The organism is Bordetella muralis (genome assembly GCF_054781015.1).
Genome location: NZ_BAAGVF010000003.1, coordinates 223,551 through 249,772, shown reverse-complemented (window position 1 = coordinate 249,772; position 26,222 = coordinate 223,551). Strand labels below are relative to the sequence as shown.

Below are 26,222 nucleotides of genomic sequence, written 5' to 3'. Positions count from 1 at the left end.
TCATACGAACTGATTTTCGATGAAGCCGTTGCGTTTGGTCACGCGATCGAGCTCGACCAGCGACGTGAGCAGCGCAGACATCAAATCCAGCGGCACCGCATTCGGGCCATCGGACAATGCGCAAGCCGGGTTGGGGTGGGTCTCCATAAAGAGGCCCGATATCCCGACAGATACTGCTGCACGCGCCAGCACAGGCACGAACTCGCGTTGCCCGCCCGAAGACGTGCCCTGCCCGCCCGGCAACTGTACCGAATGGGTGGCATCGAAAACGACGGGACAACCGGTTTCTCGCATGATAGCCAGCGAACGCATGTCGGACACTAAGTTGTTGTATCCGAAAGAAGCACCGCGTTCACAGACCAGGATGTTGCTGCCGTCGCCACCGGCCTCGATGGCGGCGTCGCGCGCCTTTTGTGCCACCTGCACCATATCGTGTGGCGCCAGGAACTGGCCCTTTTTGATATTGACAGGCTTGAGCGAGGCCGCGCAAGCGCGGATGAAATCCGTTTGCCGGCACAGAAAGGCCGGCGTTTGCAACATATCGACCACCGCGGCCACTGGCTCGACCTGCTCGGTCTCGTGGACGTCAGTCAGGATGGGCACGCCCACCTGATCCCGCACATCCGCCAGGATCTTGAGCCCCTCGTCCATCCCCAGGCCACGAAACGACTTGCCGGAACTGCGATTGGCCTTGTCGAACGAGCTTTTATAAATGAACGGGATACCCAGCGCCGAGGTGATTTCTTTCAATCGCCCCGCGGTGTCGAAGGCCAGTTCGCGCGACTCGATGACGCACGGGCCCGCAATGAGAAAAAACGGGTGATCCAGACCAATATCGAAACCGCAGGCTTTCATCAGACTTCCTTGCGTGCGCCGTGGTGAGCGATGGCTGCCTCGATGAAGCTCGAGAACAGCGGATGGCCATCACGCGGCGTGGAGGTGAACTCCGGGTGGAACTGTACGCCGACGAACCACGGATGATTCGGCAACTCCATGATTTCCGGCAGATTTTCGGTGGGCGTACGCGCACTGATCACCATACCGGCTTCTTCGAGGCGAGGCACGTAGACGTTGTTGACCTCGTAACGGTGACGGTGGCGTTCGTTGACGTCGTCGCCGTAGATGGCCTGGGCACGCGTGCCCGGCTTGATGGGGCAACGCTGCGCGCCCTTGCGCATGGTGCCGCCCAGATCAGAACTGTTGTCGCGTTTTTCGACCTTGCCTTCGCGGTCCATCCACTCGGTGATCAGCGCCACGACGGGATGCGGCGCCGAGGGATCGAATTCGGTGCTGTTGGCGCCGCCCAGGCCCGCGACATGGCGCGCGAACTCAATGACGGCCAATTGCATGCCGAGACAGATCCCCAGGTACGGAACGCCGTTCTCGCGAGCGTAGCGGATCGCGGCGATCTTGCCTTCGGTGCCGCGCTTGCCAAAACCGCCCGGCACCAGAATGGCGTCCAGATGTTTTAGCTGATCGGTGCCGCGCGTTTCCAGATCCTCGGAATCGATGTATTCGATTTTGATCTTCGAACGCGTGTGAATGCCGGCGTGGACCAGCGCCTCGGACAGCGACTTGTACGACTCGGTCAGATCGACATATTTGCCGACCATGCCGACAGTGATTTCGTGCTGCGGGTGTTCCAGCGCGTCGACCAGGTTGTCCCACATGGACAGGTCGGCGGGCGGCGGGGTCAGCCCCAGGGCCTCGCACACGATGTTATCCACGCCCTGCGCGTGCAGCATGGCAGGGATTTTGTAAATCGAGTCGGCATCCCACACCGAAATGACCGCGTCCAGCGGCACATTCGAGAACATGGAGATCTTGGCGCGCTCGTCGTCGGGAATGCGGCGATCGGCGCGGCACAGCAGCACGTTGGGATAAATCCCGATCTCGCGCAGTTTCTGCACCGAGTGCTGGGTGGGCTTGGTCTTGAGTTCGCCGGCCGAGGCGATGAACGGCACCAGCGTCAGGTGCACAAAGGCGGCGTTATTGCGGCCCAGGCGCAGGCTCATCTGGCGGGCGGCCTCGAGAAACGGCAGCGATTCGATATCACCGACCGTACCGCCGATCTCGACGATCGCCACATCGGTGGCGCCTTTCCAGGCGGCATCGGCGCCACGGGCGACGAAGTCCTGGATCTCGTTGGTGATGTGCGGGATCACCTGCACGGTCTTGCCCAGATAGTCTCCGCGGCGCTCTTTGCGCAGCACGGATTCGTAAATCTGGCCGGTGGTGAAGTTGTTCACCTTGTGCATCTTGGCCGAGATGAAGCGCTCGTAGTGGCCCAGATCCAGGTCGGTTTCGGCACCGTCTTCCGTGACGAACACCTCGCCGTGCTGGAACGGGCTCATCGTGCCGGGGTCGACGTTGATGTAGGGGTCAAGCTTGAGCAGAGTGACTTGCAGGCCGCGCGATTCCAGGATCGCGGCGAGGGACGCGGCGGCGATCCCTTTGCCCAGGGATGACACCACACCGCCGGTGACAAATACGTATTTGGTCATCGTAATAGGCGCCCGGGCGAAGGGGCGCATGCGGGAAATTTGGATTATAGCCGGGCGCGGACCAGATCAGGGGTTTTCCCTGACCGTTGTCACGTAACAACTCGAAAAAACACCTTGCCCGGCACTGCCGTCACCGCATGGCATTGCGATCTGCGCTCGAAGAGCAGCCCTACGCCGGCCGACAAAACCGCAAGATGCGCTGGGCAACCTCCTGCGCCGCCTCCCTTTGCGGGAAATGCCCCACACCATCCAGTACCTGCCGTTCGTAAGCTCCGCGGAAGAATGCCTCCCGCCCCTTCGAGCTGTCGGGATGGTTGCACGTATCAGCCCCTCCGTGCAGGACCAGGGTAGGCACTGATAGCACAGGGGCCGGGTGCAGGCGCGCCTCGTCTTGCGCGTAGGCCGGATCACCGTCGGCGAAGCCCCAGCGGTGACGATACGAGTGCAGCACGACCTCGGGCCAATCGTCCCCCTGGAACGCGCGCGCTGCCTCGCTGAAATCCGCGGGCTCGTACCAGCCAGGCGGTGCCCAGGTGTCCCACATCATGCGGGCGAACGCCTCACGTTCCTCTCGGACCACATGGGCGCCGCGCGGAGTCGCCATATACCAGTGATACCAGTAGTTGCGCGCCTGCGGCAGTGCCAATGACTGGTTCGGGTCATTGGTGCCGTAGCCGACCGATAGCAGGACCAGGTGTGAGGCCACGTCATCGTGCAGGCCGCACGCGTTGGCCGCGGCACGGGCGCCCCAATCATGACCGATCAGTACCGGACGCGCCAGCCCAAGGATCTGGATAAAGTCCAGCAGATCACGGCCCAGCGCCGACAACTGGCCGCTGCGCGGCGTGGATGCATCACGGAATCGCGTAGGCGCAAAACCACGTAACGCCGGCGCCAGTACACGGTAGCCGGCATTGGCCAGGACGGGGGCAACGTCCTTCCAGCACTCGGGGCTGTCCGGCCATCCATGCAGCAGGATGGCCGTTGGACTGCCTGACGGGTTCCACTCGAGATAGGCAATGTCGAGTCGTTCGGTGGAGGCGTACAGATATGAACTCATGGAATGGTCTCGCATCAGGGAAGAGGAATCAGCGTAGCTGGACTATTCAACTCGATTAACAAATAATCGCCATTAATTAATGATTTTTTGCGCTTAATCAGAATGAACTATCCTCTCCTGGCCGACGGACCGCCGCTGGACACAGTGTTACTGCGCACGTTTCTGGAAGTAGTGGACAGCGGCAGCTTCGCCGCGGCAGCCGAACGTCTGGCGTTGACACCGTCGGCCGTCAGCGGACATATGCGCCGACTGGAACAGATCGCGGGCGCGAGCCTCCTGGCCCGCACGACGCGCCGCATGGAACTGACCCAGGCGGGCAACACCTTGTATGCCTACGGCCGCAATATTCTCGATCTGGAACGCGAGGCGCGCGCCAAACTGCGAGGCGTACCGCTGCGTGGACGGCTGCGTGTCGGCGCCTCCGAGGACTTCGCCGGAGCCTGGTTGCCCCACGTACTGCAGCGTTTTCGCCAATGGCACCCCGACGCAACGATCGAACTGAAAGTCGGCATCACCGCTGATCTGTTGCGCCAGCAGGAGCGCGGCCGCCTGGACCTCGTCTTTGGCAAGCAGTGCAGCCGTGTCGAGGACCACGGCACCTTGTTATGGGAAGAGCCGCTAGTCTGGGTTTTTGCGACGGATCAGCCCTTGTCGACGGCCGGCCCGCTGCCGCTGGCCGTCTTTCCGGAACCATGCGTCTATCGAGAGGCAGCCGTCACCGCGTTGGGCAGCACGGATCGCACGTGGCGTATCGTTTTTGAAAGCAGCAGTATGGCTGGGTGCTTGTCAGCGGCGCGCTCGGGCTTTGCCGTGACCGTGGTCGCCGATAGCCAGCGCAGCGCAAGCTTGCGCGTGCTGGGCGTCGAAGACGGGCTGCCGGAACTGCCTGAGGCGCGATTCTATGCCTTTGCCGGCGAAAGCACTCCCGACAGCACGGCGCTGATCGAAGCGGCCCGCCGCATGGGGCAGCAAGGACGCTTCGGCCAGCAGGGGTTTCGCTCACGCAGCTGACAGCGGCTGCGTGCTGGACTGCAACCAGTCCAGGGCGGCGCCCTCGACTAGCGGAGCCAGGCGTTCACGGACGGTGCGATGATAATCGTCCAGCCAGGCGATTTCGTCGTCGCGCAGCAGCGAGACCTCGATGCAACGGGTATCGATGGGACACAGCGTCAAGGTCTCGAAGCACAAGAACTCGCCGAACTCGCCCTCCAGCCAACTGCGGTTGGCGACCAGGTTTTCGATGCGTACGCCCCAACGGCCTGCTCGGTAAAGTCCGGGCTCATTGGAGGTAATCATCCCAGGCTCCATGGCCGTATGCGGCCCCGGAGCAGCCCGATAGGAAATGACCTGCGGCCCCTCGTGCACGTTCAGGAAATATCCCACACCGTGGCCGGTGCCGTGGCCATATTCCACACCGCCTTGCCAGATGGGTGCGCGGGCAATGGCATCCAGCATCGGCGACGGCGTGCCGCGCGGGAATGCCGCGCGAGAGAGCGCGATCATGCCCTTGAGTACCAGCGTGAAATCGACTTTCTGGTCGGCGCTCGGCGTGCCCACCGCCACCACGCGGGTGATATCGGTGGTGCCGCCGAGGTACTGGCCGCCCGAATCGATCAACAACAGGCCGTCGCCTTCGATGACGGCGTGTGACTCGGGCGTGGCGCGGTAGTGCGGCATGGCGCCGTTGGCGTTGAAGCCCGCAATCGTGCCAAAACTGGGGCAGACGTATCCCGGCCGGCGAGCGCGGGCCGCGGTGATTTGTTCATCGATGGTCAACTCGGTGACCGGTGCGAGCGCTGTCCCACCACGCGTCGTGGCGGCAGACTGGCTGGCGTCATCCGCGCGATCTGCATTGTCGTCTGTGCGCACAGCATCACGACTGCCGTTGACCGTCTGCTCGAACCACGCAAAAAACTCGCACAGCGCCGCGCCGTCCTGCTCCATGGCCTGACGGACCTGGGCGAGCTCGGCCTCGGTCTTGCGCGACTTGAACAAAGTCGACGGATTGATCGCCTCGACGCGTGGCACCGCAGGGTCCATGGCATGAAACACGCCGCAGGTCACGCGTGCAGGATCGATCAGCAGGGTTTGATCGAGCGCGATGGATCCCAATGCCTCTGCCGCTTGGTCGTAGGGCGCAACGTCCACGCCGTCGGCGGCCAATACGGCGCGCAGGGACTCGTCGATTTTGCCATCGGCCACGAACAGCGTGGCATAGTCTGCCCCGATCAATGCGTGCGCCAGGAACACGGGGTTATACGATACATCCGCGCCACGCAGATTAAACAGCCAGGCGATATCGTCCAGCGTACATAACAGATGCACGTCGGCCCCTTTGGCTTGCATGACGCTGCGGACCTGGGCCAGTTTGTCGGCGCGCGTGACACATGCCTGCGGCGCCGTGTGTTCATAGACCGGCGCATCCGGCAAGCCGGGACGATCCTGCCAGATCTCGGCAAGCGGGTCGGCCTGGATGTCCAGATGCACGCCCACCGGCGACAAGGCGGCGGACAAGGCCCGGAACGACGCCAGGCCTAGTACGTGGCCATCTACACCGACGCATTGCCCCGCCGTCAGATTGCTGGCCAACCAGTCGATATGACTCGGCGTCGATGCCGTCGCAATTTTCATCAGCTGTACACACGTACCAGCCAATTGGGCTTCTGCCTGCACCCAATAGCGGCTATCGACCCACAGCCCTGCGAAATCTGCGGTCACCACGAGCGTCGCCACCGAGCCCGTAAAACCACTGAGCCATTGACGGCCTTGCCAACGCGCAGGCAGGTATTCCGACAGATGGGGATCGGCAGACGGTACGATGCAAGCATCCAGACCTAGGCGGCGCATGGCCTGCCGCAACTGGGCAATGCGGGTATCAGTGAAAGACATGAAATTCCTTAACGCAACGTGAATGTTTGTCTGCCGGCATTTTATCGAGCCGGTGATGCGACGGCGACCGTATCGCCGGAGTCATCAAAGGCAACCGATACTACGCTTGTTTCAATATGCGTCAACGCATCAAGATGAGATAGGCGAGCCGGACACGGGCCTCAATCGGAAAATTCTTGTTTGCCAGGATGACGATACCCTTGCGCTGAGCAGGCAAAAACGCGACATAAGCCCCAAACCCGTTGGTCGATCCGGTCTTGTTGACCCAAGCCGCTTGCAGGGGCGGACGAGGCGGCGCGATGGCCTGGACGGGATGGGTTTCATACGCAATCCTGGCGGAGTTTCCGTCGAGCAAGTCCTTGAGCTCGACGGATTCCTCGTACTGCTCCCAGACGAGGTCCTGTGTCATGGCGCCAAGCGTGAAATACCCGACACGGGTGTTGCGCAGCGCCTTGTCGAGATCGCTCCCGCCTCGGGACGAATCGATATTCAACTGCACGAAGCGGATCAGATCTCTGGCGGTGGTTTTGACGCCGTAAGCCTCGTCCGCGAGGATGCCCGGGTTCACGCGCACTGGCGCGTCGGCTTTGTTGTAACCCTGGGCATAGTTTTCCAGTTTTGCCGGTGGCACGTCGATATAGGTGTCATGCAGCCCCAACAGCGGAAAGAGCTGTCGTTCCATAGCCGTCTTGAACGGCAGACCTGACGCCTTGGCGGCAACGACGCCCAGCAAACCGATACTTGGATTGGCATAGGTCCGCGCGGTGCCTGCCGCGTACTGCGGCGTCCACGCTACGAAATAACGCATCAACTGTTTTTCGTTGGTAATGGCGTCCGGCACCTGTAGCGGAAAGCCTCCGGCAGTGTGAGTGCCGAGATGAGCGAGGCTGACGTTGTCCAGACTGCTGCCGCGCAGATAAGGCAGATGCCGGGCAGGACTATCATCTAAAGAAAGGCGTCCGAGCGTCTGAGCGTAGGTTGCCAGTGTCGCAGTGAACGTCTTGCTGACAGAACCGATCTCGAACAGCGTATCGCTGGTGACTGGCTGGCGCGTCGTCTTTGACGCGACCCCGAAGTTATAAAACGTTTGCTTCCCATGGTCGGTCACGGAAATCGCCATGCCCGGCACGTTGTACTCTCGCATGACTTGCTCGGCCGCCTGACTGATATTGACAGGAGATTCGGGCACCGCTGCGCCAGCCGCCGCGGGACTCATGATTGCGGCCAGGCATGCACACCAAAGGGGTTGAAGCCATCGTTTATTGACGGAATACATAGGCGATTCAATCTCGAAAGTACTTCGTGGGGACGAACGATCTGCAGTCAGCCTGGACGGCCAAGGCCCCTTAACGGAGCATGGACGACATGGCCGACAAGCTATTGAGCGTGCGTACCGCTGCTTGCATGCTATCGGCCGTAAACCGCACCGTCACACCGTCCACGCGCTCGAGCGTGGGCCACATGCAGAACAGATCGGCCAACGCCGTAGTCTGGGTCTGCAACCGGCATTCTATAGGCGCCGCGATCTGCAGGGGAGCGGTACCGCCCGTGTGGTCCACGACGGCGCGCACTGCCGTTTCCGCCGCGGCCGCAATTGCCTGGCGGGCGGCCTCGGGCGACAAGGTCACTCCACTGCCCTGCCCGTGCGCGACTTTGGTTTGCACCCATTGGGCATTCGGATACAGCGGCCGCGTTTCTTCGATGAAAACATCATCGCCGCTGGCCATGATGACCGGCACGCCCAGCTCGCCCGCGAGCGCGCCGTACAAACCGGCCTCGCCCAGCTCCAATCCGTTGATCAGCACGCGGGCAAACGCGAAACTGTTGATCGTGTGTGCGAGGATCCCACGCCCCTGTGCACGCGAGTGATAGCCGATCATGATCACGGCATCGCAGGGTTCCTCGAGACCACCCATCATGCCCAGATAGCGGGGTTTGCCCAACACCAGACGCGCACGCGGGTCCAGCAGATCGGGCAGCAGATTACGAAAACCGCCGTGCGAATCATTGACCAGCACTTCCGTCGCACCACCCGCAAACGCGCCTATCACCGCGGCGTTGGCTTCTTTGGTCATCCAGGCACGCGCCCGCTCGTACTCGCCATTGCCGGCACGAACCTGTTCAGGATGAAAGACGCCGGCAATGCCTTCAATGTCGGTGGAAATCAAGATCTTCATAGAATGCTCAAACAAAAACATTTAGCTGGAAACTCGCCTGCCGGTCTCTAACGACGTATCGAATCACACGGCACAGCACATCAAGCACAACCAATCGCCAGTCACGCATTACGGCTCACCGCAGCGGTCAAACACTGCCTCACGCAATACGCTCAATGATCAGCGTCTGTCAGCCATTGCCGCCAATCGGGAATAGCTTCGGTAATCGCCTGGCGCACATGGCCATCTCGGCCCTGCACGGTTTCGGCGCGCCACAGCGCGGCCACAATGGCTTGCTCGCAGGCTTCGGCGGCAGCCTCAAACAGCTTGTCGATGCGGGCCTCATGCAGCACGGCTTGCGCCGGCATCGCGCGCTCGGCTTGATGCGGCACGGTATAGGCCGTGGAAAACGCCATCGAGATATCCCCGCTGCCGTGACCGTATACCGAGCCGGTGCGCGCCAATCCTGCCGCGGCACGCAATGACAGCCGGCCGAGTTGGCGCGCATCCAATGGTGCATCCGTGGCCAGCAATAAAATGATCGAACCCTTTTCAGGCCCCGTTTCACCCGCCTGTTGTTCGGCAAAACGCTTGCCAAAGGGCCGCCCTGCAATCGTCAGCAGTGGCAGACGACCGAAGTTCGACAGCACCAGCGCGCCGACGGTATAACGCTGGCCGGGCTGAATCTCGGCGATGCGCGATGCAGAACCGATGCCGCCTTTGAAAGAAAAACTGGACATGCCGCGCCCGGCGCCGACCGCCCCTTGCGCGAACTCGACATCCGCTGCCTCATACGCCGCCAGGTAGTCGGCCTCTGACACCGCCAGTGTCTGGATGTCGTTCAAATAGCCGTCATTGCACTCGAATACCAACGAGTTCACCGTTGCCCAGTCGCGGCCGATCTGAGGATTGGCCGCAATCGCCTGGTGTATCTGCGCATTGGCCACGGTACCCACGCCAAACGTATTGGTCAACGCGATCGGCGTTTCCAACACACCCAATTCGCTGACTTGCACCAGGCCTATGCTTTTGCCAAAGCCATTGATGACGCTGGCGGCTGCCGGTACTTTGTCGGTATAGACGTTACCCGCATGCGGGCGCACCACCGTCACGCCGGTCTGGCAATCGCCATCGGCCAATGTCACATGGCCCACGGTCACCCCGGCGACATCGCTGATCGCGTCACGCGCGCCGCTAGGCAATCGGCCGACGCGCGGCATGGGGAAAGCAGGATCAATTGTTGTCATGGCATCACCGCTCAGGGGCGGCCTCCTTATTCATGCCTGGTGTTGCTTGGGCAACGTAAAAAAACACAGCAGCCCGAACGGAGCGTCAACCCCAGGAAAAAAGGGCGCAGCCTGCGCCGCACCCTTTTTTTCGATTCACTGCCGATCACACGCGCGGTTCAACGGCGATCGATCTTGGGGTCCAACGCATCGCGCAAGCCATCACCCAACAGGTTGAACGCCAACACGGTCAGGAAAATCGCCAGCGCCGGGAAAATCGCCACGTGCGGGGCCAGCACCATATCGGCACGGGCCTCGTTCAGCATGGCGCCCCATTCCGGCGTGGGCGGTTGCGCCCCCATGCCCAGGAACGACAGGCTGGCGGCCGTGATGATCGACGTGCCGATACGCATCGTGCCATAGACCACGATCGGAGAGATCGTGCCAGGCAAGATATGGCGCATGATGATGGTCCAGTCCGATGCACCGATACTGCGCACGGCCTCGACGTACGTCATCTGTTTGATGGCGAGCGTATTGCCGCGCACCAGTCGCGCAAATGCCGGCACGCTGAACACGGCCACGGCGACAATCACGTTGACCATGCTCGAGCCCAGAATGGCTACCACGCCAATCGCCAGCAGCATGCCGGGAAATGCCAACAGCACGTCGGAAATACGCATGGTGATGCGTTCCCACCAGCCCTCGTAGTACCCTGCCATCAGGCCCATCAAGGTGCCAACCACGGCACCCATGGCGACCGACAGGAAGCCTGCGGCCAACGAGATCTGCGCACCCGCAATGATGCGGCTGAAAATATCCCGGCCCAGTGAGTCCACGCCTAGCCAATGGGTCGCAGAGGGCCCCGCATTCAGCGCGTCATAGTCAAAGAAATTTTCCGGATCGAAAGGAACAATCCAGCGCGCAAAAATCGCCACCAGGACCAGCAGCAGGACGAAAATCCCTGCGCCTACGGCGAGTTTCTGCTTTTTGAATTTGCGCCAGAACTCGGTCAGCGGCGTGCGCACCGCGTTCTGTTTGGCAGCCTGCACGGTAGTGGCGGTAGTCGTATTGCTCATGCCCGCCTCACTTATAACGGATACTGGGATTGATGACGCCATACAGCACGTCGACAATCAAGTTGATCAAAATGAATTCCAGCGAGAACAGCAACACCAGGCCCTGAATCACGGGATAGTCGCGCTGCGTCACTGCGTCAACCAGCAGCCGGCCCAGGCCCGGCCAGTTGAACACCGTCTCGACCACGATCGAGCCGCCCAGCAGAAAGCCGAACTGCAGGCCCATCATGGTGACCACGGGAATCAGCGCGTTACGCAGCGTGTGCTTGATGACCACGCGGGTTTCCGCCAGGCCCTTGGCCCGCGCCGTACGCACGAAGTCCTCTTGAATGACCTCAACGAACGATGCCCGCGTGAATCGCGCCATCACTGCCGCCACGGCGGCGCCCAGCGTGATGGACGGCAGAATATAGTGTTTCCAGCTCGAGGCGCCCACGGTAGGCAGCCATCCCAGATTCACCGAGAAGACTTGCATCAGCATCATGCCCAACGCAAAGGCCGGGAACGAAATCCCCGACACGGCCAGCGTCATGAGGACACGGTCAGGCCAGCGATTGCGCCAGACGGCAGAGACAATCCCGAAGACCATCCCGAACCCGACTGACCAGATCATACTGGCGATCGTCAACCACATTGTGGGCATAAAGCGCTCGGCGATTTCAGTGGACACCGGCCGCTTGGTACGCAGCGAGTTCCCCAGATCACCTTGCAGCATATGGCTGAAGTAGCGCACGAATTGCTGCGGCAAGGGCAGATCCAGGCCGAGCTCCTGGCGCACGAGCTCGACCGTGGCCTGGTCGGCATCCTGGCCCGCGGCCAAGCGCGCCGGATCGCCCGGGAGCATGTGCACAAACAAGAACACGACCACCGAGACCAACAACAGGGTCGGGATCATGCCCAATAAACGTTTGACGATATAGGTCAGCATTGAAATTCCTGAGACGTCGGCGGATGCCCCATGCATCCGCCGAGCCTTGCTTGCGATTACTGCTTGAGATCGATGTCACCGAACCAGAACGAGGTGTCGGGTTCGACATACACACCGCTCAGGTTCTTCGATTTCACGTACACATTGTTCTGGGTCACCAGGAAGGCCCAGGGGGCGTCATTCCAGATGGTTTCCTGAACTTTGTTGTAGATCTCGGTCTTTTTCGCACGATCCGTCGTGGCGAGGGCTTCTTGAATGCCATCGTCCACAGACTTGTTGGAGTAGTACGACACGTTGTTCAGCACGGGCGGGAACGCACCGGTGCTCAGCAAGGGACGCAGGCCCCAGTCGGCTTCGCCGGTCGAGGACGACCAGCCCGCGTAGTAGAGGCGAACCTTGGCGTCTTCGGGTTTTTGCACTTGCTGTACGCGTTGCACGCGTTGGCCCGACTCCAATACCTCTACCGAAGTCTTGATGCCGACCTGAGCAAGCTGTTGCTGCAGGAACTGGACCACCTTGACCGACGTGCCGTCGTTATACGCCGACCACAACTGCGTCTCGAAGCCCTTTTCGTAGCCTGCTTCCTTCAGCAGTTGACGTGCCTTGGCGGGATCGTAGGGCCACGGACCGGTCTTGTGGGCGTAGTCCACACCTGTGGGCACAACGCCATCGACGATGGTGGCATAACCATTGAACGCCACTTTTGCCAACGCTTGTTTGTTGATGGCGTAGTTGATGGCTTGGCGAACCTTGGGATCATTGAACGGCTTGACCTGCGTGTTCATCGACAGGTAGCGCGCCATGATCGAGTTCTGGTGATCGACCACGTCCAGCTTTTCGTTCTTGGCCAGGATGGCGGCTTGCTCGAACGGCACGGGGAACGCGAAGTGGGCTTCGCCCGTCTGCACCACGGCAGCACGCGTGTTGTTGTCGGTCACGGTGCGGAAAGTGATCGAATCAACTTTCGGCTTGCCCTGGTTCCAATAGCCGTCGAATTTCTTGACCTTCAGGTATTCGGCGGGTTTCCACTCGACGAATTCGAACGGGCCGGTGCCCACGGGATGAAAGCCGATTTCCTTGCCGTATTTTTTCAACGCGGCAGGCGAAATCATCATGGCAGCCGGGTGAGCCAATGCGTTCAAGAAAGCCGAGAACGGCTTCTTCAACGTGATCTTGACCGTCAAAGGATCCACCACATCGATGTGATCGATCACGCTGAACTGGATGTAGCGCGACAGGCGGTTGTCCGGATTGGCAGGACGGTCAAAGTTGATCTTGACGGCCTCGGCGTTGAAATCGGTACCGTCCTGGAATTTCACACCGGGACGCAGCTTGAACGTATAGACCAGGCCGTCTTCGCTGACAGTGTAGTCAGTGGCCAGGACTTTCTGGATCTTCAGGTCTTTGTCGAACTCAAACAGACCCTCGTAATAGGCCTTGCCGACAGCCTGGTTCAGGGTGCTGTTCGTGTTGTACGGATCGAGCGTTTCCAGCGCGATCGATACCGCGAAGGTAACGTCCTTGCTGGCATGAGCCAGCGGCGAAGCGAGCACGCCAAAGGCCAGCGCGGCGGCGGCCATCAGCTTAGTGGGGCGCAGTACTTTCATCATTGCAGCTCCTGAAATCAAAAAGGAGAGACGGTTTAGTGAACAAAACAGACCGGCGGCATGCCGCCGCCGGCAACATCAATACGCGCCACCCACTGCATGACGCGCAACAAAATGCCCCGGGCCGACCTGCACCAGCGACTCGACGACGGGCTCGTCGCCGACCTTGCGGATCGGGCTCGGGATTTCATCGGACAACAAGGTGCGTTTGAGATGGCGGCGCGCCGGATCGGCGATCGGCACGGCCGACATCAGCTTCTTGGTGTAGGGATGTTGGGGGTTCTCGAAAATGGCGCGGCGCGGACCGATCTCGACGATCTGTCCCAGGTACATCACCGCGACACGATGGCTGATGCGTTCGACCACGGCCATATCGTGCGAAATAAACAGGAACGACACGCCCAGGTCGCGCTGCAAATCGATCAGCAGGTTGACGATTTGCGCCTGGATGGACACGTCCAAGGCCGACACGGATTCGTCGGCGATCACGACCTTGGGGTTCAATGCCAGCGCCCGTGCGATACACACGCGTTGACGTTGGCCGCCGGAGAATTCATGCGGATAGCGTTGAGCCACCTCGGCGGGCAAACCGACACGCTCAAGCAACTCGGCCACACGCGCTTCGGCCTCGCGGCCCGAGGCCACGCCGTGCACCAACAGCGGCTCCATGATGGAAAAGCCGACCGTCACACGCGGGTCCAGCGAGGCGAACGGATCCTGGAATACGAACTGAATATCGCGGCGCAATGCCTGCAGTTCGGTATTTTTCAGTTTGACGATATCGCGGCCACCAAACAGAATCTCGCCACTCTGGCTCTGGACCAGGCGCAACAGCGAACGGCCCGTCGTAGATTTCCCGCAACCGGACTCGCCCACCAGCGACAGCGTCTCGCCGGGGTACAGATCAAAACTCACTTTCTCAACGGCATGTACACGACGTTGCACGCGGCTGAATATGCCACCGCGCAGATCGAAACGCGTCACGAGATCGCGCACGCTGAGGACGGGGTCTTGCTTTGCGCGCGGCACTTCCTGCGTGCTGGCGTCGCCGTCCTTTGCCACAGGTTTTGCCTGGCCATCGACTTGCAACAGCGGAAAACGCGCCGGCAGATCCGTGCCTTGCATCGCACCCAATCGCGGTACCGCAGAGAGCAAGGCCTTGGTGTATTGGTGCTGAGGCGCCGCAAACACCTGATCGGCCGAACCTTCTTCGACTTTGTCGCCGCGGAACATGACCAACACGCGATCGGCTACCTCGGCCACGACACCCATGTCGTGTGTGATGAAGACCACGCCCATCTGCATCTCGTCTTGCAACTGACGGATGAGTTGCAGGATCTGGGCCTGGATGGTCACGTCCAGCGCCGTGGTCGGCTCGTCCGCAATCAACAATGCAGGCTTGCAGGCCAACGCCATCGCGATCATCACGCGCTGACGCATGCCGCCGGACAGTTGATGCGGGTGACGGTCGAGTACCGATTTGGCTTCGGGGATACGGACCTGTTCCAGCATGCGCAAGGCTTCGGCACGAGCCGCAGCAGCGTCCATGCCCTGGTGCAGACGGATCGTTTCCGCGATCTGATCGCCCGCCGTGAACACCGGATTCAACGACGTCATCGGCTCTTGGAAAATCATCGCCATGTCGGCGCCGCGCACACTGCGCATCATGCGCTGCGAGGCGCCGGCCAGATTCACGATCTCGTTATTGCGACGGCGCAGCGCCATGCGGCCCTGAGCGATGCGCCCACCGCCATGCTCGACCAGGCGCATCAACGACAGCGACGTCACGGATTTACCCGAGCCCGACTCGCCGACGATAGCCAAGGTCTCGCCACGATCGACATGGAACGACAGATTGCGCACCGCCTCCACCGTTCGTTCAGAGGTCACAAAACGCACCGTCAGGTCATCGACCTGGACCACGCGGTTTTCCGGCATCGCCAGCGTCTGAGCGCGATCAACCATATTGAATTCCGTTCCTAACTAAATGCTTGATGACGCCAGTGTCATCGATAAATGGCGACGACAGCGTCTTCGCCCACTCGGCCGTAGCCTCGATACATACCTTCGGTATTGAACGGCAGGGTCACATTGCCCTGCCCGTCCACGGCAATCAAACCGCCCTTGCCCTCGATGGTGGGCAATTTTTCATGCACCACGCGACTGGCCGCTGCCTCGAGCGAAGCGCCCTGATATTCCATCAACGCCGACACGTCATAGGCCGCGACCATGCGGATGAACATCTCGCCCGTGCCGGTCGTGGACACTGCGCAGGTGCGGTTATTCGCGTAGCAGCCTGCTCCAATCATCGGTGCATCGCCTACGCGGCCAACCTGCTTGTTGGTGATACCGCCGGTCGACGTTGCGGCAGCGACATTGCCCTGCGCATCGACGGCGACGGCGCCCACCGTACCGAATTTCTTGTCGGCATCCAGCGGGTCTGCCGGGGCCGGCTGGCCACGCGCCACCAGCGCCTGACCATCGTGATCCAACACGGCAGCCTCGGGGTTCTCGCGCTGCACGCGCAACAATTGTTCGCGACGCGCTTCGGTCGAGAAATACGACGGATCGACGATTTCCAGGCCTTCGCTGCGAGCGAAATCGACGGCGCCGTCACCGACAAAAAATACGTGCTTGCTGTTTTCCATGACCTTGCGTGCGGCCAACACAGGGTTGCGCACACAATTGACATTGGCGATCGCGCCGGAGCGCAACGTCGCGCCATCCATGATCGAGGCGTCCAGCTCGTGCGTACCGGTACTGGTGAACACCGCGCCGTGGCCCGCATTGAACAAGGGACAGTCCTCGAGCAAACGCACTGCCTCAGTCACGGCATCCAACGCGCTGCCGCCCTGTGCCAACACAGCCTGGCCAGCCTGAACGATGCTGCGCAACGCCTGCAGATACTCTTGCTCTTTCTCGGGCGACATAGCGGCCCGCGACATGGCCCCTGCCCCGCCGTGAATGGCGATCACCGGCTGAATCATCTTTTTCCTGCTCCTGCACCATGAAATAGCCACGGCATGACGGACTGCGTCACGCCTGCAGCGGCCTGAATTGAATTCTTGGAACGATGGGCTACCGCGGCGGACAGACCCTCTATCAGCCCCAATGCAGCCGTCTCCGAATTGGACGACAACTGGCGCGCGGTATGGGCGTATAACGCCACGGTTGCCAACGGCGCCAACGGCGAGGTTGCCTTGTCCGTCAACACCAGCACCGGCACACCGGCCTGCTGCGCCGCCTGGCTCAGGGTCACGGTATCGGCCAGATAACGCGGAAAGCCAATCGCGATGACCAGGTCACGCGATGTCATACGAACCATCTGGCGGGCGGCATGCGACACGCCGCCAGGACCGGCCAGCGACTCACAGGCATGCAAATGCATATACAGGCCGCGTTGCAGAAGCCCCGCCAAAAAGCCGCTGGACCCAAAACCAATAATGAACACGCGCTCGGCAGCCAACACCATATCCACCGCGCGCTCACAGGCCTGCGGATCCAATTCCTGCAGGGTGCGCTGCGCATTGCGAATGTCTTCTTCCAGCGCGGAGGCCATGACTTGCGCCGCCGTGGCGGAATGAGCCAGCTCAACGCGCATTTTCTCTACCGGCTCGAGAGCGGACTCGAACCCGCGCGCCAACTCAGCGCGGAATTGCGGATAGCCCGGTAAATCCAGAGCGCGGGCGAAACGGTTGGCCGAAGCCACCGACACCCCGGCCGCTGCCGCAAACTCGTCGATCGTCATGGTCGCCACACGAAACTGATGCGCGAGCACGTATTCCGCCATCTGATGCTGGATGCGGCTGAACGAGGGCTGCGCACGGGCTATCCGCGCGGCAACAGACAAAGGCGCCTGAGTCATGAATCGGGAGGTGCTACGTAGGGAATACGGCGACGAGCCGGCGTGTGTAAATTAATTTACATTGTAATTGTATTCAAGAAAATTAATTTTCATACCGAGGGATTACCCCAAATACGGCCGCATCAGGTGCTCGAACCACTCCAGAAACACAGCCAGCCGCCGGGAGCGCTGGCGGCGATGGGGATAAAGCAAGGCCACGGGCATGGCTGCGGCGCGATAGCCGGGCAGAACCTCGCACAACGCGCCCGTGTCCAGCAAGTGCTGCACGTCGAAACGGGGAATTTGTATCAATCCCATCCCTGCCAGGCAGCAGGCGATGTAGCTCTCGGCATTGTTTACGATCACCCGGCTGGGCAATACCAGCGCATGCTCCTCCCCGTCCGGGCCGACATACTCCCATGGCATTTCGCGCCCCGTGGTCGCGGACGCATAGCCTACCGCCCAATGGCCAGCAGCCAGATCATCCGGATGGGCAGGCTCACCCTGCTCTCGCAGATACGCGGGGCTGGCGCAATTAATCAATGCGATGCGCCCCAAAGGCCGCACCACGAGGCTGCTATCGTGCAGCGTGCCGATACGTACGGCACAATCGACCCCTTCCTGAATCAAGTCAATTACACGGTCCGAAGACCCCAGCGCCAATTGCAAGCGAGGGTGGCGGCGCAACAAGGTGGGTAGCGCCGGGGCTATCAACCGCCTGGCGATGCGGCTCGGCACGTCGATATTCAGGCGGCCCGACACCTGACGTTCGCTGAGCTCGAACAACTGATCGATGCTTTCGATTTCACTCAGCAAGGGCCGCACGCGTTCGAGCAACTGCTCGCCGTCGGCCGTCAACCGCACATGCCGCGTCGTCCGGTGCAGCAGGCGGGCCCCCATTCGCGTCTCCAGCTGTTGAACGGCCGCAGAGACGGAGGCTCTCGGTAAATCAAGCGCGTGGGCCGCCTTGATAAAGCTGCCCATTTCCGCGACCTGGACAAACACACGATATTGATCGAATTTATCCACGTAGCTCGCCTATGGGCGTTAGAAAATCCCCCCACGCCGCGCCTTCGGCTTGCTGCCCCCCGAGGGGGCTTTTTACCTTGGTACGACCCAGCGGTAAAAAATCAAGGAGGTCAGCCAGTGAAGCCGCCCGCATCGAGAAAAGCCTGTTCCTGCGCTGTCGTACTGCGCCCCAGCAGAGGATTGCGATGAGGAAAACGGCCAAAGCGTTCAATGATGTCGGCATGTCCCAACGCATGTGTTAACCACGGCTGTCCCAAGCGCTGATTCCGCTCGACCCCGCGACGTTGATCCTGGATATTTTCGGAATGGGAAAATGGCAGATAAAAGAAAACGCGTAGCGCCTTTTCTACCTGGTCATCCAGACCATTGTCGACGGCCTGGTGCGCGATCATTCTGGCTCGCGCGTCGGTCTCGTACATGCGAGCCGTCCCCCTGAAGGCATTGCGCGGGAACTGATCCAGCAATATCAGCAGCGCCAATGCCCCCTCGGCCGTCTGTGCCCAGCCATCAAGCTCGCCACGTGCGGCCGCCTCATGCAGAGACAGAAAGCGCCCGCGGAACTCATCGTCAAACGCCGCTGATTTGTTGAACCAGCGATCAGCACCGGCGTCGCGCCAAAATCGCACTACCGCCACCGCCTCGTCAGGCAGATCGTGCGCATCGGCCCGTCCTGTATTTAACGTCGTAACCACCACCATACCCCCCAGGCCATTGCAACAGGAATACCAAAGAGCGCCACGTGAATGGGCAATTCTTCGGCCAAGGTGTATCCGTGTGACAAGCCTGTGCGCAAATTCCAGGCCGACACACCAAACCAGCCCGCGGTAAACACGCCCGCAGCCCAGGTCCGATATGGTACGGGGACCCAACGCAGCAGCGCTGCCGCCACGACCAGCCCCACCACGATAAAAATCACCGTACGCATAGTGTCCTCACTTGGTGGTATAGCCACCGTTGATCAAGATCGTCTGCCCTGTGATCCACCAGCCGTCACTGACCAAATGACGGATAAAGGGTACGACATCCTCGATATCCGTCAAGCCCGTTTTCGACAACGGCGACAGCGCGGCGGCTGTCTTGTGGTAAGCCACGGCATCAGCGCCTTCGGCAGGATAAAAGAATGGCGTGTCCATCGGGCCCGGCCCGACGGCCGTGACAGAGATGCCTCGGGCACCGAATTCCTTTGCCGCGGCTCGCGTAAAGTGTTCAACCGGCGCCTTGGTACCGGCATACGCAGCATAGAACGGCGTGAACGCACCCAAGAGCGACGTCACCAGCGTCACGACCTTGCCATTGTCGTTGACGTGTTTTCCCGCTTCTTTCAAAAAGAAGAAGGCGGACTTGGCATTCACCGCCGTCATGTCGTCGTATTCGGCCTCAGTGATCTCGGTGAATGGCTTTTTCAGAACCTTGCCCACCGTATTGATCGCGATATCGGGCTTGCCCACCGCAGCGATCGCATCGGCAAAGAGCTTTTCGACAGCACCGGCCGTTGTCAAATCTGCCTGGATCGCGACCGCCTTGGCCCCCGCGGCCTGAATTGCGGCCACCGTGGCGTCGGCATCGGCTTTGCTCGCTGCGCTGTTGTAGTGAATGGCCACGGCCTTGGCGCCCTGTTCAGCCAGATCACGCGCGATCAAGCCGCCCAGGTTCTTTGCGCCGCCCGCGATCAACGCGACTTTACCTTTGATGGAATGGTCTGCCATGGAAAAACTCCTGATCGGATGGAAAGGAGTTTCAGCATATACACGAAGGCAACGTCGATAAATCCGTCGCAGCTGGATGGATTATCCAGAAAAACTGCCCAATCGAACATACTGGGACAAACAATCAAACGCCAACAGACCTTGAGAAATAGTAGCGAAACACTGCGGCCATTGCACCAGCTCAGGCACGTACTGCGGCCCTCAAACCCGAACACGCCAATGCTGCTGTGAGCTACCTTGTCGGACCGACCGCTGCCTGCACCGCCCGCACGGTCAAAACAATCCCACAATCTGACTCAAAGTGACTGACCACCGGAAACTTCGATGCGCTGACCATTGATCCAGCGGTTGTCTGGGCCCAACAGGCTGGCGATCATCGGACCGATGTCGTCGGGTACACCTACTCGCCCAAGAGCAGTCATGTCGGCAAACGCCTTGTTGTAATCGGGAATGTCACGCACCGCGCCACCAAGAAAGTCAGTTTCGATCGCACCGGGGGCTACCGCATTCACGGTGATGCCACGGCTGCCTAGCTCTTTGGCCATGTAGATGGTCAATGTTTCGACGGCGCCCTTGGCGGCTGAGTAGGCCGAGAAGCCAGGAAAGGACGCACGGGTCAGGCCCGAGGAAAAATTGACGATGCGCCCACCATCTGCCAGTACCGGCAACAGCGCCTGGGTCAGAAAGAAAACGCCTTTAACGTGCACGTTGAATAGTGCGTCGAACTGCGCTTCAGTGGTAGCGGCAAAGTCTGCCATTTCGCCGTGACCAGCGTTGTTGATCAGATGGTCAAGCGTGTCGCGCTGCCAGTTCTGGCGTAGTGTGGTGCGCACTGCGTTCACGAAAGTAGAGAAACTGGCAATCTCGGCAGCATCCAGTTGCAGGGCCACGGCCTTGCGACCCAACGCCTGGATTTCCGCGACGACCGCCTCGGCAGCATCCTTGCCACTACGGTAGGTGACGATCACGTCGCCGCCGTGACGGGCGATGCTGAGGGCCGTATTACGGCCAAGGCCACGGCTGGCGCCAGTGACAAGAGAAATAGTGCTCATGACGAAGGAACTCCGCATAGATTGAAGGAGTCGTCATGGTAGGTTGGCAGTATCCCTATGGGTTGCGCAATCCTGTGAAATTTTTGCCTAAAAATTTAATACTCATCACGAAGTATTGAATTAGCGCAGAGATGTATAGTGAAATACATCAACATAGAATTGCCTGATTATTTTTGTCGCGTAGGTGATAGCCCCCTGCTTTTCCAATTGAACATGACGCCTCCTAAAACCCTGCTTGAGCATGTTCGACGATATGCGGATCTGCACGTTGATAATGCCTATGGCGTCGCGGCCACGCCCGTGTCCGGCATCGTGATTTTGCGCGAAACAGCGCCGGGCCCACTGCAATACGCTATTTCAAAGCCGCTGGTGGCAATGGTGCTCCAAGGGAGCAAACGGGTCAGCATGGGCGAGCACAGCCTGGATTTCGGGGCGGGGGAATCATTGCTCATCAGCAACCATGTGCCCACCGTCAGCCAGATTATTCAGGCCAGTCAAGCAGTGCCGTATTACTCGCTGGTGATGGAGTTGGATACCACAGTGATTGCTGATCTGATCAGCGAGATTGGTGCCATGCCATTAGCGGTACAAGAACCACTGCGGGTGGCACCGACCGAGGTCGAATTCGCCGACACAGTCTTGCGACTACTGCGACTGCTAGACCAACCGCACCATTTGGCTGTGCTGGAACGTTCCTTGGTACGTGAGCTGCATTTTTGGCTACTCTCAGGACGCCATGGCGGCGCCATGCGTGCGCTGGGCGTCGCTGACAGTCACGCCCAACGAATTGCACGTGCCGTGGCGATCCTGCGCGAAAAGTATGCCCAGCCGATACGGATCGAAACGTTAGCCCATGCGGCAAGTATGAGCATATCGGCATTTCACACTCACTTTCGTAGCATCACCTCGCTCACCCCTTTGCAGTTCCAAAAGCAACTGCGCCTGATTGAAGCCCGTCGCCGAATGCTGCACGAAGGCGTATCGATAACACATGCCTCAGATGCGGTCGGCTATGAAAGCGTTCCGCAATTTACACGCGAGTACGCCCGTCTGTTCGGCCAACCGCCCGCACGCAGTATTCGACAGGCTCGTGCCGAGGCTGAATCAGCCATAGCATCTGCAGCCAAGACGATGTAGGGGGTTCACTACGTGCACGCAGCATCTCTACCTGCGACTGCGCTACGGGCGTGGCCTTCGCACAGCTGAGGGTCGCAAGGCATCAGCGGAACCGCAGCAGTTGGTCCAGAGGAATACGTTTATAGGCCAGCAGCGGATGCCGGGTCAGGTTTCAGAAAGCACCGGCATATGATGAGCTGGAGTCATGGTGAAATAAAAAACCCCGCCGAGGCAGGGTTTTTTGCCGTCACCAATAACTAGGTTTACACGCCGGAGACGTCCAGTTTGGCCTGGGTCTTGCTCTGGATTTCATCCACCGTCACGCCAGGAGCCAGCTCCAGCAGTTTCAAACCGTTGTCCGTGACTTCCATCACGCCCAGATCGGTGATGATCAGGTTGACCACGCCGACGCCGGTCAACGGCAAATTGCACTCAGGCAACAGCTTGATGTCCTCGGTGCCGTCTTTTTTCTTGGCCACGTGCTCCATCAGGACCACAACCTTGCCGACGCCAGCAACCAGATCCATGGCGCCGCCCATGCCCTTGACCATTTTGCCGGGGATCATCCAGTTGGCCAGATCGCCCTTTTCCGAGACCTGCATCGCGCCCAGAATCGCCAGGTTGATCTTGCCGCCGCGGATCATCGCAAAGGAATCAGCCGAGGAAAAAATCGACGAGCCGGGCAAGGTCGTGACCGTTTGCTTGCCAGCATTGATCAGATCAGGATCGACCTGATCGTCAGTCGGAAATGGGCCGATGCCCAACAGACCGTTCTCGGATTGCAGCCATACCTCGATGCCCGCGGGCACGTGGTTGGCGACCAGGGTAGGCAGACCAATGCCCAGGTTCACATAAAAGCCGTCTTGCAGCTCGCGCGCGGCGCGTGCCGCCATTTCATCGCGGGACCATGCCATGTCGTCTTCTCCTTAGGCCGGGCGAGTGGTGCGTTGTTCGATGCGCTTTTCCGGATTCGCATTTACCACGATGCGATGCACGTAAATGCCCGGAAGATGGATCTGATCGGGGTCGAGCGATCCGGTGTCGACGATTTTCTCGACTTCGACCACGGTGATCTTGCCCGCCATCGCCACGTTGGGATTGAAATTGCGCGCGGTCTTGCGGAACACCAGGTTGCCGCTGCGGTCGGCGATGTGCGCCTTGACCAGCGACACATCGGGCACCAAGGAACGCTCCATGACGTATTGCTGGCCGTCAAACTCGCGCAACTCTTTGCCATCGGCCACGATCGTGCCCACGCCCGTGCGAGTGAAAAACGCCGGAATACCGGCACCGCCGGCACGCAGTTTTTCTGCCAGCGTGCCCTGCGGCGTGAATTCCAGCTCGAGTTCGCCTGCCAGGTACTGGCGTTCGAATTCCTTGTTTTCGCCCACATATGAGGCGATCATTTTGCGCACCTGGCGGGTGTTGAGCAACTGGCCCAAACCAAACCCATCCACCCCGGCGTTGTTGCTGATGCAGGTCAGGTTTTTCACACCCGAATCACGCAGCGCAGCGATCAACGCCTCGGGAATGCCGCACAGGCCGAAACCGCCCACGGCAATCATCTGGTCGTCTTTGACGACACCTGCCAGCGCCTCGGCGGCGCTTGCATACACTTTGTCCATCTCTCCAACTCCTAATGACATTCCAAATTGGATAGGCGCGGCTGCAAGGGGTGGCACGCCCGGTCGAATATTGACTGCTTTTGATGTTTGCGTTGATTGTAGCGGCTTGGCGACGTGAATCGTCCTAGGCTTGCGCCGCGGGCACGCACGCTGCAGCCAATGCCCGCAGCACCTGATCCGGCAACGGCGCAGAGCGATTGGTGCCATAGTCGATCCAGACCATCACCGTGCGCCCCTGCGCATAGGGTCCTGTGTCGTCGTCGGACTTACCCAGGATCAAGTCTGTTTCCAGGCTGGAGCGGCCGATGCGGGTAACTTTGTGCGTGACACGCACATCGCAGGGGTACGTGAAAGATCGGACAAAATCACAGGATGCGTGCGCCAGGATAAAGCCTTGATCGGATGGCAGCACCATGGCGCTGCCATAGAGCATCTGCATACGCGCCTCTTCCATCATACGAAAGTAGACGGTGTTGTTCATATGATTGAGCGGGTCGGCATCGCCCCAACGCATGGGCAAATCGACATGATGGCAATCGCCCACCTGAAGGGTGCGCGAGCCGTAAAGCTCCTGACTCACGGAGAACTCCTAAAAACGCCCCCACGCCGCGCCTACGGCTTGCTGCCCCCCGAGGGGGCGTTTTTGCCTTGGGGCGGCCCGGCGGCAAAAATTCCTGCACCGCAGCATTGCAATACAATCAATGATAATACTTCCTTGCAACATCAGAAGGCACCATTAGAGGGGATTGGAGTAATGTCCGAACGCGAGTCGATGGAATATGACGTGGTCATTGTGGGTGGCGGGCCGGCTGGCTTGGCTGCTGCGCTACGTCTAAAGCAGCTGGCCACCCAGAAAAATCACGAACTGAGCGTGTGCGTATTGGAGAAAGGCGCCGAGCTCGGTGCTCACATCCTCTCTGGCGCGGTGATGGACCCGCAGGCACTGACGGAGTTGATTCCAGACTGGAAAGACAAGGGCGCACCGCTGAATGTGCCCGTCACCGAGGACCGGTTCCTGTTCCTGAGCCAGACGGGCGCGCGCAGCACGCCTAATTGGCTCTTGCCAGCCTGTTTTCAGAATCACGGCAATTACATCGTCCGTTTGGGCGACGTCGTGAAATGGATGGGCGAGCAGGCGGAAGCCGCCGGCGTCGATATTTTCCCCGGCTTTGCCGCTGCTGAAGTCCTGTACGACGAAAACGGCGCGGTGCGTGGCGTGGCCACGGGCGACATGGGCGTGGCGCGCGACGGTTCGCACACCGAACACTACCAGCCCGGCATGGAGCTCCTGGCGCGCTACACCATCTTTGCCGAAGGCGCGCGAGGCCAGTTGGGACGCCAGTTGATCGAGCGCTACAAGCTCGACGAGGGCCGCGACCCGCAGGCTTACGGGATCGGGTTGAAAGAAATGTGGGAAATCGACCCCGCGCAATCGCGGCCCGGCCTCGTCGTGCACACGGCTGGCTGGCCGCTGGACGCCGACACCTACGGCGGCTCGTTCCTCTATCACCTCGATAACAACCTGGTCGCGGTCGGCATGGTCGTGGGCCTGGACTACGCCAACCCCTGGCTCTCGCCTTTTGACGAGTTCCAACGCTACAAGACACATCCCGCCATTCGTCCGACGTTCGAAGGCGGCAAACGCATCGCATACGGCGCACGGGCCATTACGGCGGGTGGGTTGCTGTCCTTGCCCAAACTCACGTTCCCGGGCGGCGTGCTGGTCGGCTGCGAAGCGGGCTTCTTGAACGCATCGCGCATCAAGGGAAGCCACGCCGCGATCAAGACCGGCATGCTGGCAGCCGACGCCACCTTTGACGCCGTCGTCGCCGACCGCAAACAGGACGAACTCTCGGCCTACCCGGCTGCGTTCGAGTCGTCGTGGCTGCACACCGAATTGAACAAGGCGCGCAATTTCAAACAATGGTTCAAAAAGGGCCGCACGATCGCCACCATCATGACGGGCATCGAGCAATTCGTCCTCAAGGGCAATATTCCCTGGACCATCCACCGCACCAAACCCGACCATGCCTGCCTGCAGCCTGCCTCGGAATGTGCGCGCATCGACTATCCGAAGCCGGACGGCAAGCTGACGTTCGACAAACTCAGCTCGGTTTTCATCTCGAACACCAATCACGATGAAAACGAACCCGTCCACCTGACGCTGAAAGACCCGACCATTCCGGTGTCGGTCAACCTGGCCAAATACGGCGGTCCGGAATCCCGCTACTGTCCGGCCGGGGTGTACGAATTCGTCAAAGACGACCATGGCGACGATCGTCTGCAGATCAATGCGCAAAACTGCGTGCATTGCAAGACCTGCGACATCAAAGATCCGACGCAGAACATCGTCTGGGTGGCGCCCCAGGGCGGCGAAGGCCCCGTCTATAGCGGGATGTAA

The 26,222-nt window shown here is 60.3% G+C and carries 24 protein-coding genes and 1 pseudogene; 3 read left to right on the top strand and 22 right to left on the bottom strand.

From position 1 onward, the window contains the following. The 3 genes from kdsA to ACYVIT_RS06300 all read right to left on the bottom strand — a co-directional run bounded on the left by kdsA (position 1) and on the right by ACYVIT_RS06300 (position 3,564). Positions 1-858, bottom strand: coding sequence for a 3-deoxy-8-phosphooctulonate synthase (kdsA, locus tag ACYVIT_RS06310; RefSeq protein ID WP_094820283.1), 858 nt, complete (start codon positions 856-858; stop codon positions 1-3). Then, complete coding sequence (locus ACYVIT_RS06305) at positions 855-2,504, bottom strand: CTP synthase (RefSeq protein WP_415808564.1); 1,650 nt, start codon at positions 2,502-2,504, stop codon at positions 855-857. The genes kdsA and ACYVIT_RS06305 overlap by 4 nt, the downstream gene beginning before the upstream one ends. Positions 2,505-2,673: 169 nt before the next feature. Then, positions 2,674-3,564 (bottom strand): alpha/beta fold hydrolase, encoded by an 891-nt coding sequence (locus ACYVIT_RS06300; protein ID WP_415808565.1) that lies wholly within the window; start codon positions 3,562-3,564, stop codon positions 2,674-2,676. Between the two features lie 102 nt (positions 3,565-3,666). Here ACYVIT_RS06300 and ACYVIT_RS06295 point away from each other — a divergent pair, with 102 nt between their 5' ends. Continuing rightward, positions 3,667-4,575 carry a LysR substrate-binding domain-containing protein gene (locus ACYVIT_RS06295; protein WP_415808566.1) on the top strand — a complete coding sequence of 303 codons (909 nt, stop codon included), beginning with the start codon at positions 3,667-3,669 and terminating at the stop codon, positions 4,573-4,575. Here the strand turns inward: ACYVIT_RS06295 and ACYVIT_RS06290 are convergent. From ACYVIT_RS06290 to ACYVIT_RS06220, 15 genes are all read right to left on the bottom strand, one after another. Continuing rightward, the gene (locus ACYVIT_RS06290) at positions 4,564-6,453 is read right to left on the bottom strand and encodes an aminopeptidase P family protein (RefSeq protein ID WP_415808567.1); all 1,890 of its coding nucleotides are present in this window, start codon (positions 6,451-6,453) and stop codon (positions 4,564-4,566) included. The two genes, ACYVIT_RS06295 and ACYVIT_RS06290, sit on opposite strands and share 12 nt — an antisense overlap. Positions 6,454-6,574: 121 nt before the next feature. Next, positions 6,575-7,729: a class C beta-lactamase gene (gene ampC / locus ACYVIT_RS06285; RefSeq protein WP_415808568.1), complete on the bottom strand. Its 1,155-nt coding sequence runs from the start codon at positions 7,727-7,729 to the stop codon at positions 6,575-6,577. 70 nt (positions 7,730-7,799) lie between these two features. Beyond that, positions 7,800-8,630, bottom strand: a complete 831-nt coding sequence (locus tag ACYVIT_RS06280; RefSeq protein ID WP_415808569.1) for a M55 family metallopeptidase — start codon at positions 8,628-8,630, stop codon at positions 7,800-7,802. 152 nt (positions 8,631-8,782) lie between these two features. After that, a complete protein-coding gene (locus ACYVIT_RS06275; RefSeq protein ID WP_415808570.1) occupies positions 8,783-9,856 on the bottom strand; it encodes a DmpA family aminopeptidase in 1,074 nt (357 codons plus the stop codon). 158 nt (positions 9,857-10,014) lie between these two features. After that, positions 10,015-10,914 carry a glutathione ABC transporter permease GsiD gene (gsiD, locus tag ACYVIT_RS06270; RefSeq protein ID WP_415808571.1) on the bottom strand — a complete coding sequence of 300 codons (900 nt, stop codon included), beginning with the start codon at positions 10,912-10,914 and terminating at the stop codon, positions 10,015-10,017. Between the two features lie 7 nt (positions 10,915-10,921). After that, complete coding sequence (gsiC, locus tag ACYVIT_RS06265; RefSeq protein ID WP_415808597.1) at positions 10,922-11,842, bottom strand: glutathione ABC transporter permease GsiC; 921 nt, start codon at positions 11,840-11,842, stop codon at positions 10,922-10,924. 56 nt (positions 11,843-11,898) lie between these two features. Next, positions 11,899-13,452: a glutathione ABC transporter substrate-binding protein GsiB gene (gsiB, locus tag ACYVIT_RS06260; protein ID WP_415808572.1), complete on the bottom strand. Its 1,554-nt coding sequence runs from the start codon at positions 13,450-13,452 to the stop codon at positions 11,899-11,901. 75 nt (positions 13,453-13,527) lie between these two features. Beyond that, positions 13,528-15,414, bottom strand: coding sequence for a dipeptide ABC transporter ATP-binding protein (locus ACYVIT_RS06255; RefSeq protein WP_415808574.1), 1,887 nt, complete (start codon positions 15,412-15,414; stop codon positions 13,528-13,530). A gap of 41 nt (positions 15,415-15,455) precedes the next feature. Then, entirely contained in the window at positions 15,456-16,436 is a 981-nt protein-coding gene (locus ACYVIT_RS06250) for an isoaspartyl peptidase/L-asparaginase family protein (protein WP_415808576.1), read from the bottom strand. Continuing rightward, positions 16,433-17,314, bottom strand: coding sequence for a MurR/RpiR family transcriptional regulator (locus ACYVIT_RS06245; protein WP_415808577.1), 882 nt, complete (start codon positions 17,312-17,314; stop codon positions 16,433-16,435). Before ACYVIT_RS06245 ends, ACYVIT_RS06250 begins: the two co-directional genes overlap by 4 nt. Positions 17,315-17,416: 102 nt before the next feature. After that, positions 17,417-18,322 carry a LysR family transcriptional regulator gene (locus ACYVIT_RS06240; protein ID WP_415808578.1) on the bottom strand — a complete coding sequence of 302 codons (906 nt, stop codon included), beginning with the start codon at positions 18,320-18,322 and terminating at the stop codon, positions 17,417-17,419. Positions 18,323-18,432: 110 nt separating this feature from the next. Beyond that, entirely contained in the window at positions 18,433-19,020 is a 588-nt protein-coding gene (locus ACYVIT_RS06235; protein WP_415808579.1) for a DUF924 family protein, read from the bottom strand. Next, entirely contained in the window at positions 18,999-19,247 is a 249-nt protein-coding gene (locus ACYVIT_RS06230; protein ID WP_415808580.1) for a hypothetical protein, read from the bottom strand. The genes ACYVIT_RS06235 and ACYVIT_RS06230 overlap by 22 nt, the downstream gene beginning before the upstream one ends. 7 nt (positions 19,248-19,254) lie before the next feature. After that, entirely contained in the window at positions 19,255-20,028 is a 774-nt protein-coding gene (locus tag ACYVIT_RS06225) for an SDR family oxidoreductase (protein ID WP_415808581.1), read from the bottom strand. A gap of 296 nt (positions 20,029-20,324) precedes the next feature. Then, complete coding sequence (locus ACYVIT_RS06220; protein ID WP_415808582.1) at positions 20,325-21,080, bottom strand: SDR family NAD(P)-dependent oxidoreductase; 756 nt, start codon at positions 21,078-21,080, stop codon at positions 20,325-20,327. Between the two features lie 138 nt (positions 21,081-21,218). On the opposite strand from ACYVIT_RS06220, the gene ACYVIT_RS06215 reads away from it, so the two are divergent. After that, a complete protein-coding gene (locus ACYVIT_RS06215; protein ID WP_415808583.1) occupies positions 21,219-22,217 on the top strand; it encodes an AraC family transcriptional regulator in 999 nt (332 codons plus the stop codon). 44 nt (positions 22,218-22,261) lie between these two features. Here the strand turns inward: ACYVIT_RS06215 and ACYVIT_RS06210 are convergent. From ACYVIT_RS06210 to ACYVIT_RS06195, 4 genes and pseudogenes are all read right to left on the bottom strand, one after another. Then, positions 22,262-22,359, bottom strand: a pseudogene (locus tag ACYVIT_RS06210) (LysR family transcriptional regulator); the annotation flags it as partial. Between the two features lie 100 nt (positions 22,360-22,459). Then, the gene (locus tag ACYVIT_RS06205; protein WP_094837561.1) at positions 22,460-23,110 is read right to left on the bottom strand and encodes a CoA transferase subunit B; all 651 of its coding nucleotides are present in this window, start codon (positions 23,108-23,110) and stop codon (positions 22,460-22,462) included. Between the two features lie 12 nt (positions 23,111-23,122). Then, positions 23,123-23,821 carry a CoA transferase subunit A gene (locus ACYVIT_RS06200; protein WP_415808584.1) on the bottom strand — a complete coding sequence of 233 codons (699 nt, stop codon included), beginning with the start codon at positions 23,819-23,821 and terminating at the stop codon, positions 23,123-23,125. A 124-nt stretch (positions 23,822-23,945) separates the two neighbouring features. Continuing rightward, positions 23,946-24,401 carry an acyl-CoA thioesterase gene (locus ACYVIT_RS06195; RefSeq protein WP_415808585.1) on the bottom strand — a complete coding sequence of 152 codons (456 nt, stop codon included), beginning with the start codon at positions 24,399-24,401 and terminating at the stop codon, positions 23,946-23,948. A 174-nt stretch (positions 24,402-24,575) separates the two neighbouring features. Between ACYVIT_RS06195 and ACYVIT_RS06190 the strand changes: the two genes are divergently transcribed. Further along, positions 24,576-26,222, top strand: a complete 1,647-nt coding sequence (locus ACYVIT_RS06190) for an electron transfer flavoprotein-ubiquinone oxidoreductase (RefSeq protein WP_415808587.1) — start codon at positions 24,576-24,578, stop codon at positions 26,220-26,222.